At 60.8% G+C, this 13,690-nt stretch carries 11 protein-coding genes; 6 read left to right on the top strand and 5 right to left on the bottom strand.

Annotated elements, in window-relative coordinates:
• The first annotated feature begins 323 nt into the window (after positions 1-323).
• Together ACQUTP_RS09805 and ACQUTP_RS09800 are read left to right on the top strand one after the other, a co-directional pair.
• Positions 324-1,439 carry a YbdK family carboxylate-amine ligase gene (locus tag ACQUTP_RS09805; protein WP_004202501.1) on the top strand — a complete coding sequence of 372 codons (1,116 nt, stop codon included), beginning with the start codon at positions 324-326 and terminating at the stop codon, positions 1,437-1,439.
• A gap of 47 nt (positions 1,440-1,486) precedes the next feature.
• Positions 1,487-2,206 (top strand): phosphodiester glycosidase family protein, encoded by a 720-nt coding sequence (locus ACQUTP_RS09800; protein ID WP_004202500.1) that lies wholly within the window; start codon positions 1,487-1,489, stop codon positions 2,204-2,206.
• Between the two features lie 348 nt (positions 2,207-2,554).
• Here the strand turns inward: ACQUTP_RS09800 and ACQUTP_RS09795 are convergent, their stop codons facing one another.
• The 3 genes from ACQUTP_RS09795 to ACQUTP_RS09785 are packed head-to-tail and all read right to left on the bottom strand — an operon-like array spanning position 2,555 to position 9,516.
• Positions 2,555-5,647, bottom strand: coding sequence for an efflux RND transporter permease subunit (locus ACQUTP_RS09795; protein ID WP_285755629.1), 3,093 nt, complete (start codon positions 5,645-5,647; stop codon positions 2,555-2,557).
• A gap of 13 nt (positions 5,648-5,660) precedes the next feature.
• Positions 5,661-6,740: an efflux RND transporter periplasmic adaptor subunit gene (locus tag ACQUTP_RS09790; protein ID WP_004202498.1), complete on the bottom strand. Its 1,080-nt coding sequence runs from the start codon at positions 6,738-6,740 to the stop codon at positions 5,661-5,663.
• 52 nt (positions 6,741-6,792) lie between these two features.
• A complete protein-coding gene (locus tag ACQUTP_RS09785; RefSeq protein ID WP_017899015.1) occupies positions 6,793-9,516 on the bottom strand; it encodes a cation-transporting P-type ATPase in 2,724 nt (907 codons plus the stop codon).
• A 501-nt stretch (positions 9,517-10,017) separates the two neighbouring features.
• Between ACQUTP_RS09785 and ACQUTP_RS09780 the strand changes: the two genes are divergently transcribed.
• Positions 10,018-10,266: a DUF1158 domain-containing protein gene (locus tag ACQUTP_RS09780; protein WP_002893037.1), complete on the top strand. Its 249-nt coding sequence runs from the start codon at positions 10,018-10,020 to the stop codon at positions 10,264-10,266.
• Positions 10,267-10,283: 17 nt separating this feature from the next.
• Here ACQUTP_RS09780 and ACQUTP_RS09775 read toward each other — a convergent pair whose 3' ends face one another.
• Positions 10,284-10,625 carry a RamA family antibiotic efflux transcriptional regulator gene (locus tag ACQUTP_RS09775; protein WP_049116895.1) on the bottom strand — a complete coding sequence of 114 codons (342 nt, stop codon included), beginning with the start codon at positions 10,623-10,625 and terminating at the stop codon, positions 10,284-10,286.
• Positions 10,626-10,655: 30 nt separating this feature from the next.
• Positions 10,656-11,771: an MBL fold metallo-hydrolase gene (locus ACQUTP_RS09770; RefSeq protein WP_074404017.1), complete on the bottom strand. Its 1,116-nt coding sequence runs from the start codon at positions 11,769-11,771 to the stop codon at positions 10,656-10,658.
• Positions 11,772-11,950: 179 nt separating this feature from the next.
• On the opposite strand from ACQUTP_RS09770, the gene ACQUTP_RS09765 reads away from it, so the two are divergent.
• The 3 genes from ACQUTP_RS09765 to nfsB all read left to right on the top strand — a co-directional run bounded on the left by ACQUTP_RS09765 (position 11,951) and on the right by nfsB (position 13,673).
• On the top strand, positions 11,951-12,532 hold the full coding sequence (locus ACQUTP_RS09765; RefSeq protein WP_017899014.1) for a TetR/AcrR family transcriptional regulator: 582 nt from the start codon (positions 11,951-11,953) through the stop codon (positions 12,530-12,532).
• Positions 12,532-12,900, top strand: a complete 369-nt coding sequence (locus ACQUTP_RS09760) for an MmcQ/YjbR family DNA-binding protein (RefSeq protein ID WP_285755626.1) — start codon at positions 12,532-12,534, stop codon at positions 12,898-12,900. Before ACQUTP_RS09765 ends, ACQUTP_RS09760 begins: the two co-directional genes overlap by 1 nt.
• Positions 12,901-13,019: 119 nt before the next feature.
• The gene (gene nfsB / locus ACQUTP_RS09755; protein ID WP_004202485.1) at positions 13,020-13,673 is read left to right on the top strand and encodes an oxygen-insensitive NAD(P)H nitroreductase; all 654 of its coding nucleotides are present in this window, start codon (positions 13,020-13,022) and stop codon (positions 13,671-13,673) included.
• The last annotated feature ends 17 nt before the right edge of the window (positions 13,674-13,690 follow it).

Raw genomic sequence — 13,690 nt, 5'->3', positions numbered from 1 at the left:
ATGATCCCTGTTAAATAAAGTGTCACGGATTAACAGGCAAAATGCGTACCAGCTCTTACGCGGGCGATAATAGGCCAAAACCGACCGGTAAAATAAGAAGGACTTATATTATCACCATGATAATTATGGGAAAATAATTGCACCTTATTCCGTCGCACCGCCAGCGGGAAATATGTTGCAGAATTGCACCAGTCGCTATATGGCAAATTTCAAATAATCACTCTGCGTCACTTTTTTATTCATCCCCGTCCTCCGCCGCGGCGTATTCTCCGTCGGGATCAATCCCTTCTATACTTCAGGGAACACATCGACCGGGAGAGACTATGCCTTTAGCCGATTTTCACCGCTCCGATCCTTTTACCCTCGGTATCGAACTGGAGCTGCAGGTGGTGAACCCGCCGGGTTACGACCTCAGCCAGGATGCCTCGACGCTGATTGCCGACGTCCAGCATGAGCTGACCGTGGGAGAAGCCAAGCACGATATCACCGAGAGCATGCTGGAGATCGCCACCGGGGTGTGCCGCGACATCAGCCATGCGCAAATCCAGCTCAGCGCCATCCAGCAGGCGGTCCAGCGCGCGGCGCTGCATCATCATCTGCAGATCTGCGGCGGGGGTTCCCACCCCTTTCATGCCTGGCAGCGTCAGCAGATCAGCGACAATCCGCGCTATGTCAAAACCGTCGAGCATTTTGGCTATCTGGCGCAGCAGGCGACGGTCTTTGGCCAGCATGTGCACGTCGGCTGCCAGAGCGGCGACGACGCCATCTATCTGCTGCACGGCTTGTCGCGCTTTGTGCCGCACTTCATCGCCCTCAACGCCGCCTCGCCGTGGTTCGACAGCACCGACAGCCGCTTCGCCTGTTCGCGCCTCAACCGCTTCTCCTCTTATCCCGACAACGGTCCGATGCCGTGGGTGGCCGACTGGCAGGGGTTTCGTCGCCTGTTCCGCCAGCTGAGCTACACCAGCATGATCGACAGCATGAAAGATCTGCACTGGGATATTCGCCCCAGCCCGCAGTTTGGGACCGTCGAGGTGCGGGTGATGGACACTCCCCTGACCCTCGCCCAGGCGATCCATATCGCCGGCTTTATACAGACCCTGGCCTGCTGGCTGTTGACGGAGCGCCCCTTTAAGCACCAGCCTGATGATTATCTGCTGTACCCTTTTAACCGCTATCAGGCCTGCCGCTACGGGCTGGACGGGACCCTTACCGACGTGCGCAGCGGGGAGCAGCGCAGCATCCGCCAGGAGATCCTGCAGCTCGCCGACCGGCTGGCTCCTTTCGCCCATCAGCTGAAGGCGACGGCGGCGCTGGAGGCGGTCGTTCGCCAGGCGAAATCGCCGCACAGCGAGGCGCAGCAGATGCGCGAGTTTATCGCCAACGGCGGTTCGCTTTCCGGGCTGGTGCAAAAACACTGTGAGATTTGGGCGGCATAAGACAGCGAGGCGGGTATACTCGGCGCAGACCATAGAAAGGATTGCCCATGTTATTACGCTGCCTGCTCCCCCTGGCGCTGCTGCCCCTGGCCGCCGTCGCCAGCGCCGCCTGTACCCTCACCGACCCGACGCTAACCCTGCAGAGCTATCGGGTGGATGCGCAGAAAGAGCGCATTGCAATGTACTGGCTGGATCGGCACGGTAAAGCCTGGGGTTCCCTGCGTTCGCTGCTGGCGGGTATCGATGGCGATGGCCGGGTGCAGATGGCGATGAACGGCGGCATTTACGATAAGGCCTACGCGCCGCTGGGGCTGTATATCGAAGACGGCAAACGCCTGACGCCGGTAAACCGCTCCGCCGGCGGCGGGAACTTCTTTATCCGCCCCGGCGGCGTATTCCTGGTGGAGAACGGCCGGGCAAAAATCGTGCCGCTGCCGGCGTACAAACGCTCTCCCGCCATCCGCTATGCGGTGCAGTCCGGCCCGATGCTGATTGAGAATGGCGTCATCAACTGGCGGCTGAAGCCCTCCGCCAGCTCGCGCAAACTGCGCAACGGGGTTGGCATCGATAAGCAAGGCCGGGTGGTGTTTATGCTCAGCGATCGCGAGACCAACTTCTATGATTTTGCCTGCTATGCGCAGTCAAAGCTTGGGGTGCGGCAGATGCTTTATCTCGACGGCACCCTGTCGAAGATGTACCGCAAAGGCGGCAGCGTGCCGTGGCAATATCATCCGTTCGTGACCATGATAACGGTGGAGAGGAAATAGCGGGCGCGTTTGGGGGCGGCCATTCCAGCCAGAAGAGTGAATAAATTAACGACAGGCCGGGAAAGGTATTGCCGCCGTGCCCGATGTCCTTGCCCGGTGGCGCTGCGCTTACCGGGCCTACAGAGTCTGTTCGCTATGATATGGCCCCTGAAATCTACGGGCGTGCAGCAGGGCCGATTCCCGCTGAAATCGGCGAACCGGAGGTCGGCAGATAAGGCAGGGCTCACGCCCAAACGCAACGTGAACGCAAAACCCCCCCTCACCCTCCCCCTCTCCCTAAGGGAGAGGGGACCGCCCGGTAGTCGTTGCAGCCTGGAGTATCCCCGTTACCGACCGGTAGCGCCGCGCTTACCCCCGCCGATGCGCCCACTCGCGCATACGCTGAAACAGCACATACAGCGAAGGAATAAACAGGATGCCAATCATCGTCGCCACCAGCATTCCGCTGAACACCGTGGTGCCGATGATCCGCCGGCTCTGCGCCCCGGCGCCGGTGGCGAGCATCATCGGCATGATGCCGATAATAAACGACACCGCGGTCATCATCACCGCGCGGAAGCGGCGGGTGGCGCCCTCGCGCGCGGCGTCGACTATCGACAATCCCTCTTCGCGCCGGCTGCGGGCAAACTCAACGATCAGAATCGCATTCTTCGCCGCCAGGGCGATCAGCAGCACCAGTCCTATCTGGACATACACATCGTTGGCATAGCCCGCCGTCCACAGCCAGAGCAGCGCTCCGCCAATGGCGAACAGCACCGAGAGCATGACGCTCGCCGGCAGCGTCCAGCTCTCATACTGCGCCACCAGGAACAGCCACGCCATCGCCACCGCCGCCAGCACGATCCACACCGCCTGATTGCCGGTCTGCTGCTCCTGCCAGGAGATGCCGCTCCAGGCGTAGTCATACCCCGGCGGCAGATGGGCCTGCAGAATCTGCTCCATAGCCGCCATCGCCGTACGGCTGCTGACCCCCTCGGCCGCTGAACCGCTCACCGACACGGACGGGAACTGGTTGTACTGCTGAATAAACGGCGCCCCCACCGTCGGCGTAATGGTGACCAGATTGCTCAGCCGCACCCGCTCGCCGTCGCGGCTGCGGACGTACAGCTCGCTAATCTGCTCAGCCCGCTCGCGCCACTGCATCTCATTTTGCATCACCACATGATAGACACGGTTGTTAAGGCTGAAATCGCCGGCGCGCGTGCCGCCGAACGCCGTCTGCAGGCTGCTGAAGATCTGCGCCACCGGCACATCCAGCAGCGCCGCCCGGTCGCGGTCGACCGTCAGGGTCAGCTGCGGCACGTTGCTGCTCCAGGTGGTAAACACCCGGCTCAGCTGCGGATGCTGTTTCGCCAGTTGAAGGATCTCCTGCGTCACCTGCTCCAGCTCCGCCGACGACTGACCGGCCTGCGCCAGGATGCGCAGGTCAAATCCTGAGGCATTGCCCAGGCCCGGCAGGGTCGGCGGCGCGAAGGTCATGATCGTCGCCTCCGGCAGCGACAGCAGCTGGCGCTGGATATCCGCCATCACCGCATCCAGCGGCGGCCGCTGATGCCAGTCCTTGAGCATTACCGAGATAAACCCGCCGTTAGAGGCGCTGGTGCCGTTGAGAATGTTAAAGCCGGACACCTGAATCACATCCTCCACCGCCGGGTTAGCCGTCAGCAGCTTGCGCGCCTGGGCCATCACCGCTTCGGTGCGCTCCAGCGACGCCGCCTCCGGCAGCTGTACGCTGGCAAACAGGTAGCCCTGATCCTCCTGCGGCAGGAAGCCTTTCGGCATTGAGCTAAAGCTGAACGCCACCAGCGCGCCCGCCGCGACCGTCGCCGCCAGCGCCAGCCAGGGACGGCGGTTCATCCAGCCAACCAGCCGGCCATAGCCGTCGCGGGTGCCGTCGAGGAGACGGTTAAACGCCCGCCACACCGCCGCCGGCCGGGCGGGACGCGGGCGCAGCAGTAGCGCGCAGAGGGCCGGGGTTAGGGTTAACGCCACCAGGCTCGACAGGGCCACCGCGGTGGAGAGCGTCACGGCAAACTGCCGGTACAGCTCGCCGACGATCCCCGGGAGCAGCGCCACCGGCACAAACACCGCCAGCAGCACCAGGGTCGTAGCGATCACCGGCCCGGCAATCTGCCGCAGCGCCTGGGCGGTGGCCTGCAGGCGATCCAGCCCTTCCGCCATTTTGGTTTCGACATTCTCCACCACCACAATGGCGTCATCCACCACCATCGTCAGGGCGAGAATGATCGCGAACAGGCTGAGGGTGTTGGCGCTGTAGCCCAGCAGATAGAGCACCGCAAAGGTGCCGATCAGTGACACAGGGATTGCCAGCACTACGATCAGCGTCGCCCGCCAGCTCTGCAGGAACAGCGACACCACCACGACCACCGCCAGCAGGGTCAGCGCCAGCGAGACGCCGATCTCTTTGATCGTCGCCGCCACAAAGCGGGTGGTATCGAACTTCACCTCCCAGGTGAGATCCGCCGGAAAGCGGGTGTGCAGGCGGTTAAGCTCAGCGCGCACTGCGCTGGCGACCTGCAGGGCATTGGCGGTGGGCGTCGGGTAGATACCCAGATAGGCCGACGCTTTACCGTTCAGCTGCGCGCCGGAGCTGTAGCTGCGGGCGCCCAGCTCAATGGTCGCCACGTCAGCGAGGCGAACCAGCTGCCCCTGCGCGCCGCGGCGGAGGATAATCTCGCCAAAGCTGGCCGCCTCGTTCAGACGCCCCAGCCCGTTGATGGTCAGCGTCTGCTGCTGACCGTTGAATACCGGCGGGGTGCCCACCTGCCCCGCCGCGCCCTGCACATTCTGCTCGCGCAGCGCCTGGGCAACGTCATCCGTGGTGATGTTGAGGGCGTTCATGCGGTCCGGACGCAGCCAGATGCGCATACTGTAATCCCGGGCGCCAAACATCTGCACCTCACCGACGCCGGGCAGGCGCGCCAGCGCCTCGCGCACCTGGGTGCTGGCGTAGTTACTGACAAACAGCGGCGACAGCGTGCCCAGCGGCGAGTAGAGGCTCACCCCCATCAGCAGGTTGCTGGCGCGCTTGCGTACCTGGACCCCATTCTGCTGCACCTCCGCCGGGAGCTGAGCCAGCGCCTGCGACACCCGGTTTTGCACGTCGATCGCCGCCAGGTCGGCGTCGGTGCCCGCCGCGAAGGTAATACTCAGACGGTACGTTCCCTCATCCGAGCTGGTGGACTCCATATACAGCATATGATCGACGCCGTTGAGCTGGGTCTCCAGCGGGGCGGCGATAGCCTCCGCCACGTCTGACGCGCTGGCGCCTGGCCAGCTGGCGGTAACGTTCACCACCGGAGGCGTGATCGCCGGGTACTGCTCCACCGGGATCAGCTTCAGCGACACCGCGCCGACAAAGGTCAGCAGCAGCGCGATCACCATGGCAAATCGCGGACGACGGATAAAAAAGGTCAGCATCCCTTCTCCTTACTTAGTTCAGCACCTGTACCGCGGCGCCTTCGCGTAAACGCTGCGCGCCGTCGGTGATCACCTGCTCGCCCGCCTGCAGCCCTTTCTCAACCGCAAACTGCTGCCCCTGCTGCCCGGCGAGGGTCAGACGACGCTGCCCGGCGGTATGGTCCGGCTTCAGCACCCAGCTGAAAAAGCCCTGCGGATCCTGCTGCACGGCGGCGGCCGGGATCATCACCCGTGACTGCAGCTCCTGCGGACGGAACAGGATTGTTACGCTGCCCCCCGGCAGCAGACGGTGCTGCGGATTGGCGAACTCCGCCCGCACCGCCACGCTGCCGGTGCGGGCATCAATCCGGTTATCGATGGAGGTCAACACCCCATCGCGCCGTTTGCCATCCACGTCAATCTGCGCCAGCCACGCCTGCTTCAGAGCGTGGATGTCGGCATGCTGGCCGGTTTTGCTGAAAAACGCGGCTTCGTCGAGGGCGAACGAGACCCGCACCGGATCCAGCTGCACAATGTCCACCAGCACTCCGCTGGATGGGTTAATCAGCGTCCCGACGTGAAAGGCGCTGTGGCCCACCCGTCCGGTCACCGGCGCCGCAATCCGGGTATAACTGAGCACAATCTGCTGGGCCTCGACGCGGGCTTTCGCCTGCTGCACGGCGGCGGCGGCGACGTCGCGCTGCATCCGGGCTGTGTCGACGTCGTTGCGGCTGATGGAGTGGTTGTTGATGAGTCGCTCGTAGCGAGTGAGCAGCTGTTGCGACTGGCGTAATGAGGCCTCTGCGCTTTTCAGCTCGGCCTGCGCCAGGGCCAGCGCCGCGCGGGGCTGTGCGTCGTCGAGGGTAAACAGCAGGTCGCCCTCGGTCACATACTGCCCGTCCTGGAAGTGGCGCTGAACAATCACCCCTTCGGTGCGCGCGCGAATGTCGACGGCGCGGATTGCCTCGACCCGTCCGGGGATGGCGCGTTCTTCAGCATGAGGAGCCAGTTCGGCCGTGGCGACGCGGACCGGCACCGCCGGCGCGGCGGTGGCCGTCAGGGCGCTGCTGGCCAGGGCGCTAGCCAGCAGCGCAAAGCGGAAGGTTTTAATCATAGGGGATCCTTGCGACAGTAACGCGCGCCTGCGGCGAGGCGCGCGAGATCGATCAGGCCGTTTTGCGGAACCGGCGCGTCAGACGCTTCTCGATTTCCACCACCAGGAACATGGCGATGCCGATGACCAGGGTGACAAACCAGTAGCGCAGCGGCAGCGCTTCCGTGCCAAACATGTTCTGCATCAGCGGGACATAGATAATCACCAGCTGCATCAGCAGCAGGACACCGGTCACCAGCCAGATGCCTTTGTTACGCAGCAGGCCCATGCTCAGGGAGAAGCTGTCGCTGCTGCGGCAGTTGATCATGTAGACCCACTGCGCCGTCACCAGCATCTGCAGCAGCACGGTGCGGATAAACTCCGGACTGTGACCGCGCGGTGCCAGCCAGGCCTCAAGGATAAAGGCGGCAATAGCAATCATAGACCCGACAAAAGCCACCCGCCACACGGCGAAACCATCCATCACGTGCTGGCCGGTTTTACGCGGCGGGCGGTTCATCACGTTGCGCTCCGCGGCCTCAAAGGCCAGGCCGAAGGAGAGCGTCGCCGACGTCGCCATGTTCATCCACAGGATCAGCACCGGGGTCAGCGGAATCATGTTCCCCGCCAGCAGGGCGATGATGATCAGCAGCCCCTGCGCCAGGTTGGTCGGCATGATGAAGAGGATGGTCTTCTTCAGGTTGTCATAGACCCGACGGCCCTCTTTTACCGAGCTGGCGATGGTGGCGAAGTTATCATCGGTCAACACCATGTCAGCCGCCTCTTTGGTGACTTCGGTACCTTTGATACCCATCGCGATACCCACGTCGGCCTGGCGCAGCGCCGGCGCGTCGTTGACGCCGTCGCCGGTCATGCCGACCACTTCGCCGTTATCCTGCAGGGCTTTCACCAGGCGCAGCTTATGCTCCGGACTGGTGCGGGCAAAGATGTCGTACTCCACCGCCGCCTTCGCCAGCGCCGCATCGTCCATGTGCTCCAGCTGGTAGCCGGTCATGGCCTGGCTGCTGTTGGTGATCCCCAGCATCTGGCCGATGCTCATCGCCGTCTGCGGGTGGTCGCCGGTGATCATCTTCACGCGGATGCCGGCGGTCTGGCAGGCGTGGATAGCGTCAATAGCTTCCGGACGCGGCGGATCCATCATTCCGGCGATGCCGAGGAAAATCAGTCCCTCCTGCAGATCCTCATGGTTCAACGTGGTGGCATCAAGGCTGGCCGGCTTACAGGCCGCCGCCACCATGCGCAGCCCCTGACGGGCGAAGCGCGCCATCTCCTCTTCCCAGTACTGCGCCTCGAACGGCACCGCGCCCTGGCGGCTCATCTGCTCACGGCACATGCCGAAGATGACGTCCGGCGCACCGGTGATTAACACCCGGGCATCGCCATCGATGTGCTGCAGCGTGGACATATATTTGTACTGCGAGTCAAAGGGGATCTTGGCCACCAGACGGGCCTCCACCGCCGGGAGCTGCGCTTTCGCCGCCAGCACCTTCAGCGCCCCTTCGGTTGGCCCGCCGGTGATCCCCCACAGGCCGCGCTCATCCTGGATAAGCTGGCTGTCGTTGCACAGGTCGATGGTGCGCAGCCAGGTCTCCAGCACGGTACCCGGCTGAACCTGCACGGGCTCATCGCTCCCCTCAAGGAAGATCCGCCCCTGCGGCTCATAGCTGTCGCCTTCCACCCGGTAGCAGCAGTCGGCGGTGATGATCGCCTTGACGGTCATTTCGTTCATCGTCAGGGTGCCGGTTTTATCCGAGCAAACCACGGTCATGGCGCCGAGGGTTTCCACGGTCGGCAGCTTACGAATAATCGCCCGCTTGCGCGCCATCGTCTGCACGCCGAGCGACAGAATAATTGAGATGATCGCCGGCAGCCCCTCCGGTACCGCGGCCACCGCCAGGCTAATCAGCGACAGCAGCAGCTCGCCCATCGGGATATCCCGCAGCGCGAGGCTGAAGATAAACAGCGCCACCATCATGGCGAGGATAATGACGAAAATCGCTTTGCCGAGCTTATCCATCTGCACCAGCAGCGGGGTGCGGTGCTTCTCAATGCCCGCCATCATCTGGTTAATGTGGCCGAGTTCGGTCTGCGCGCCGGTGGCGGTCACCACGCCGACGCCGCCGCCGGCGCTGACGGTGGTCCCGGAGAAGACCATGTTCACCCGGTCGCCCAGCGGCAGGTCGCCTTCCAGCGCGTCGGTGATTTTATCCACCACCGTCGACTCGCCGGTGAGGATCGCCTCTTCCACCCGCAGGTTGTGCGTTTCAATTAGCCGCATGTCCGCCGGCACGCGGTCGCCGGCGCGCAGGATAACGATATCCCCCGGAACCAGGTCGCGCGTCGGGATAGTCTCATGTTTGCCGTTACGCTGGACGCGGGCATCGCTGGAGAGCATGTTGCGGATCCCCTGCAGGGACTTTTCGGCGTTGCTCTCCTGGATATGGCCGATCAGGGCGTTAATCACCGTCACGCCGAGGATCACCAGGGTATCGACCCAGTGCCCCATGATGGCGGTCAGCGCCGCGGCGGCCAGCAGCACGTAAATCAGTACGTCGTTAAAGTGGGCAAGAAAGCGCAGCCAGGCCGGTTTCCCTTTCTTTTCCGGCAGCGCGTTCGGCCCACAGCTATTCAGGCGCTCGGCGGCGTCTGCGGAACTTAACCCAGCGGCCTGGCTTTTGGTCTGCGCCAGCACTGCGTCAACGGTCTGCTGCCAGACCTGCCGTGGCGCGGTGTCGCCCGAGGGCGTCGTAAACTTTGGGTTATTCATCTTGGTCAAATTACATTTTCCTTATAAATTCCGTGAGTCGGAAAGCCTGAAATCATTCCTGGCCAATGCAGTAAAAGGTGGCGAAAAAGCCGATAAAAATGTGAACCAATACAAGCCTAAATTTTTCGCAAAATAAAAAATATGTGGTAAGTTAATTCCACGAGCCAACTATTACAGAATATTAATAAACCAAAACTAAACGAGGTTAAATATGTTTGGAATCTACCGCGGACGCCGTCTGGCGCTGTACATCTTGCTGGCCATCATCGCTGCCACGCTGGTGGGATATAGCACTTATAGTTTTGTAAAAGCGCTGGCATAATAATGACAGTAATTTACAGGAGACTGATTTTAATTTAATTACAAATTATTTCAGATTAATTAACATGGGAATAAAAGGCAGACCATAATATTAAACAGAGGCGCATTAAGGCGAGTAAAATACAAAGCATATTGCGTTAGGGATTATTTTGCCGGACAATATGTTTTTTAACTGATGATTAACATGACATGAAACATCCGCTGGAAACGCTCCTCTCCGCCGCCGGGATCCTGCTCCTGGCTCTGCTCTCCTGTCTGCTGTTGCCCGCGCCGTCGCTGGGCCTGACGCTGGCGCAAAAGCTGGTTGAGACATTCCATATGATGGATCTCAACCAGCTTTATACGGTGTTGTTTTGTTTGTGGTTCTTAGCACTGGGCGCCATTGAGTATCTGGTGCTGCGCTGGGTGTGGCGTCGCTGGTTTTCGCTCGAACGCTAAACCAGGAAGGGCGCGCCTCAGTGGGCGCGACTGTGGTTCTCTTTACGGTAGGCGCCCGGCGGCAGATTGAAGGTCCGGGTGAAGACGCGGGTAAAGGTCTGTTGCGAATCGAAGCCATACTTCAGGCAGATATCGTAGACCCGCTGATCGGTGTCACGCAGATCGCGGGCGGCCAGCAGCAGCTTCCTTTCGCGAATATAGCGCCCCAGGCTCTCCCCTTTATACTGTAAAAACAGCCGTTGCAGATGCCATTTCGAATACCCGGCATGGCGAGCGATATCATCAATACGCAGCGGTTGATGCAGGTTTTCATCAATCCACTCGACGATAGTATCAATCACCTGAGCGGAAATCGTCATATGCTCTCTCCTCTGATACTGCACTGGCGCTTAGCGCCACCAGGCGTTAAATGATTGCGTCTTATCGGCGACCCACACCGGCTCGCCCTGCACAGGCGTCAGCAGACGCCAGGCCCTTCCTTCGCTGGCAGCCGCCAGCCGTTGATACGGTTCATCCCAGCTGTGTTTCGCCAAAACGAATCGTCCTGCATGCCCAGGCAGCACCGCGCGAGCGCGCAGGTCGTCGGCGGCCTGAGCTGTTTCATCCGGCATCATGTGAATATATTTCCAGTCCTGGTCATACTGCCCGTTCTCCATGATCGCCAGATCGACCGGACCAAATTCATCGCCTATCGCTTTAAAGTGCGGCCCATAGCCGCTGTCGCCGCTGTAATAAATCTTTTGCTGCGGGGTAACGAACAGAAAACTGGCCCACAGCGTCTGGTTGCGCTTCAGCCCACGGCCGGAAAAGTGCCGCGCCGGCAGGACGTGGACGGTGAGCTCGTCGTTAACCGGAATCGCCTGCTGCCAGTCCGCTTCGGTAATCAGCGCCCCGTCCATCCCCCAGTAACGCAGGTGCGAGCCAACCCCCAGCGGCGTAATGACCCGCTTAATTTTCGGCAGCAGAGCGCGGATGGTGGCGTAATCCAGATGGTCGTAATGATCGTGGGAGATGATCAGCAGATCGATCTCCGGCATCCCTTCCGCCCGCCACGGATAGTCGCCGGGAAAAGCTTTATTAATAAAGGAGAACGGCGCCGCGTAATCGCTGAACACCGGGTCGATCAGGATGCGTTTTCCCGCCAGCTGCAGATACCAGGAGGAGTGGCCGAGCCAGACCATCACGTTCTGCCCGAGGGGCAGCGTCGCCAGATCGGTCTTCACCAGCGGCAGCGGCTGCGCGGGACGGGCGTTTTCCCGTTTGGTCATCAAAAAATCCCACCATGCCGCCAGCATATTCTTTTGCCCGGTGAACCCCGGCGTGGGCAGCTGGTTATGGAACTGGCCATCCCGGTAGTGGGGGGACGCTTCCACCTGGCTAAGCTGTGCCCCCTGCGGCGCCTTACCAAAACCGGCATTGAGGACAAACGGCAATGTCGTTGCTGCTGCGAGTAACATGATGGCGACCACGCTGAAAGTGACACGGTTCATATCCTGACCAGACAAAAGCCTCCATCCCGGAGGCTTTATGATATAACTTGATTATGAGTGAGTACGCACTCATTATTAGGAATGTGATGAAAGTCGTCAAGACGATTTTCAATTTTTGCGTTCCGCCGTTGCAGCAACCAGGTCAGACGTGCAAAGATCGGCGGTTTGTTTAAACCTGCGTGAGGAAAAAAGTAGTGGCTCGTCCAAAGAGTGAAGATAAAAAGCAAGCGTTACTGGAAGCTGCCACCGCGGCTTTCGCCCAGTCCGGCATCGCCGCCTCGACGTCGGCCATCGCCCGCAGCGCCGGTGTGGCCGAGGGGACGCTGTTTCGCTATTTCGCTACCAAGGATGAGTTGCTCAACGAACTGTACCTCGCCATTAAGCTGCGCCTGGTGCGCACCATGATCGCTGGGCTGGATCCGGACGAGAAGCGCCCGAAAGAGAATGCGCGCAATATCTGGAACAGCTATATCGACTGGGGCGTGCGCAACCCGATGGAGCACAAGGCGATCCGCCGTATGGCGCTCAGCGAGCGCATCACTGACGAAACCCGCCGCCAGGTGAAAGAGAGCTTTCCGGAGCTCAACGAAATGTGCCAGCTGTCGGTGAAAGAGATATTCCTCAGCGAGGCGTATCGCGCCTTTGGCGACGCCCTGTTTTTGTCGCTGGCGGAAACCACCATCGAATTCGCCAGCCACGATCCGCAGCGCGCCCGGGAGATTATCGCCCTCGGTTTTGAAGCCATGTGGAACGCCCTGCATGAGGCGGACGCCTAATGACGCCGGAAACACTGCATCCCTGCGCTCACCGTATCGCCCTGACCTACCCGTTTACCGAACACTGCTGGCCCTTTGGGCCGGAGTACGATGTGTTTAAGGTCGACAGCCGCATCTTTATGATCACCATGACCATTCGCGGGCGGGCGCTGGTCAACCTGAAGGCCGAGCCGCAGAAGTCGCTGCTCAATCAGGAAATTTATCGCAGTATCGAACCCGGCTACCATATGAACAAGAAACACTGGATCACGGTGGTGCCGGGCGACGACATCAGCGAGGATCTGCTGGCCGAGCTGATTGACGATTCGTGGCACCAGGTGGTGAACAAGCTGAGCAAAAAGGCGCAGCAGCGCCTGCGTCCGCGCTGATTTTCAGCCAAACGCGATAAGTGTTATCGCATTTTTCACCCTTATCATTTTGCGATCTTCGCTGTACTCTTCCTCTCCTGAACGCACCGGTAAGGTGCTGTAAACTGTGAGGAAGAGTTATGGATATCGTATCGGTCGCTTTGAAGCGCTATTCCACCAAGGCCTTTGACGCCACGAAAAAGCTGACTGCCGGGGAAGCGGAACAGCTGAAAACGCTGCTGCAGTACAGCCCGTCAAGCACCAACTCCCAGCCGTGGCACTTTATCGTTGCCAGCACCGATGAAGGCAAAGCCCGCGTGGCGAAAGCCGCCAGCGGTACCTACGTGTTCAACGAACGTAAAATTCTTGACGCCTCGCACGTGGTGGTGTTCTGCGCGAAAACCGCGATGGACGACGCCTGGCTGCAGCGCGTCGTGGATCAGGAAGAGGCCGATGGCCGTTTCGCCACTCCTGACGCAAAAGCCGCTAACCACAAGGGTCGCACCTTCTTTGCCGATATGCACCGCAAAGAGCTGAAAGATGACGATCAGTGGATGGCGAAGCAGGTGTATCTCAACGTCGGCAATTTCCTGCTGGGCGTAGCGGCGATGGGCCTCGACGCCGTGCCGATCGAAGGGGTTGATTTTGCGATCCTCGATGAGGAGTTTGACCTGAAAGCCAAGGGCTACACCAGCCTGGTGGTGGTCCCGGTTGGCCACCATAGCGTGGAAGATTTCAACGCTACCCTGCCGAAGTCGCGTCTGCCGCAGTCGACGACCATTACCGAGATTTAATTCCCTTCTGCCGGGAA

Source organism: Klebsiella sp. 2-CIP_Kleb. (assembly GCF_050378715.1).
Lineage (GTDB): Bacteria > Pseudomonadota > Gammaproteobacteria > Enterobacterales > Enterobacteriaceae > Klebsiella > Klebsiella quasipneumoniae.
The sequence above is the reverse complement of the archived record's forward strand: the minus strand, read 5'-3'. Positions and strand labels throughout refer to the sequence as shown.

Coding starts and splice junctions, on each gene's coding strand:
- ACQUTP_RS09805 (WP_004202501.1), top strand. CDS start 324: ATGCCTTTAGCCGATTTTCACCGCTCCGATCCTTTTACCCTCGGTATC.
- ACQUTP_RS09800 (WP_004202500.1), top strand. CDS start 1,487: ATGTTATTACGCTGCCTGCTCCCCCTGGCGCTGCTGCCCCTGGCCGCC.
- ACQUTP_RS09795 (WP_285755629.1), bottom strand. CDS start 5,647: ATGCTGACCTTTTTTATCCGTCGTCCGCGATTTGCCATGGTGATCGCG.
- ACQUTP_RS09790 (WP_004202498.1), bottom strand. CDS start 6,740: ATGATTAAAACCTTCCGCTTTGCGCTGCTGGCTAGCGCCCTGGCCAGC.
- ACQUTP_RS09780 (WP_002893037.1), top strand. CDS start 10,018: ATGAAACATCCGCTGGAAACGCTCCTCTCCGCCGCCGGGATCCTGCTC.
- ACQUTP_RS09775 (WP_049116895.1), bottom strand. CDS start 10,625: ATGACGATTTCCGCTCAGGTGATTGATACTATCGTCGAGTGGATTGAT.
- ACQUTP_RS09760 (WP_285755626.1), top strand. CDS start 12,532: ATGACGCCGGAAACACTGCATCCCTGCGCTCACCGTATCGCCCTGACC.
- nfsB (WP_004202485.1), top strand. CDS start 13,020: ATGGATATCGTATCGGTCGCTTTGAAGCGCTATTCCACCAAGGCCTTT.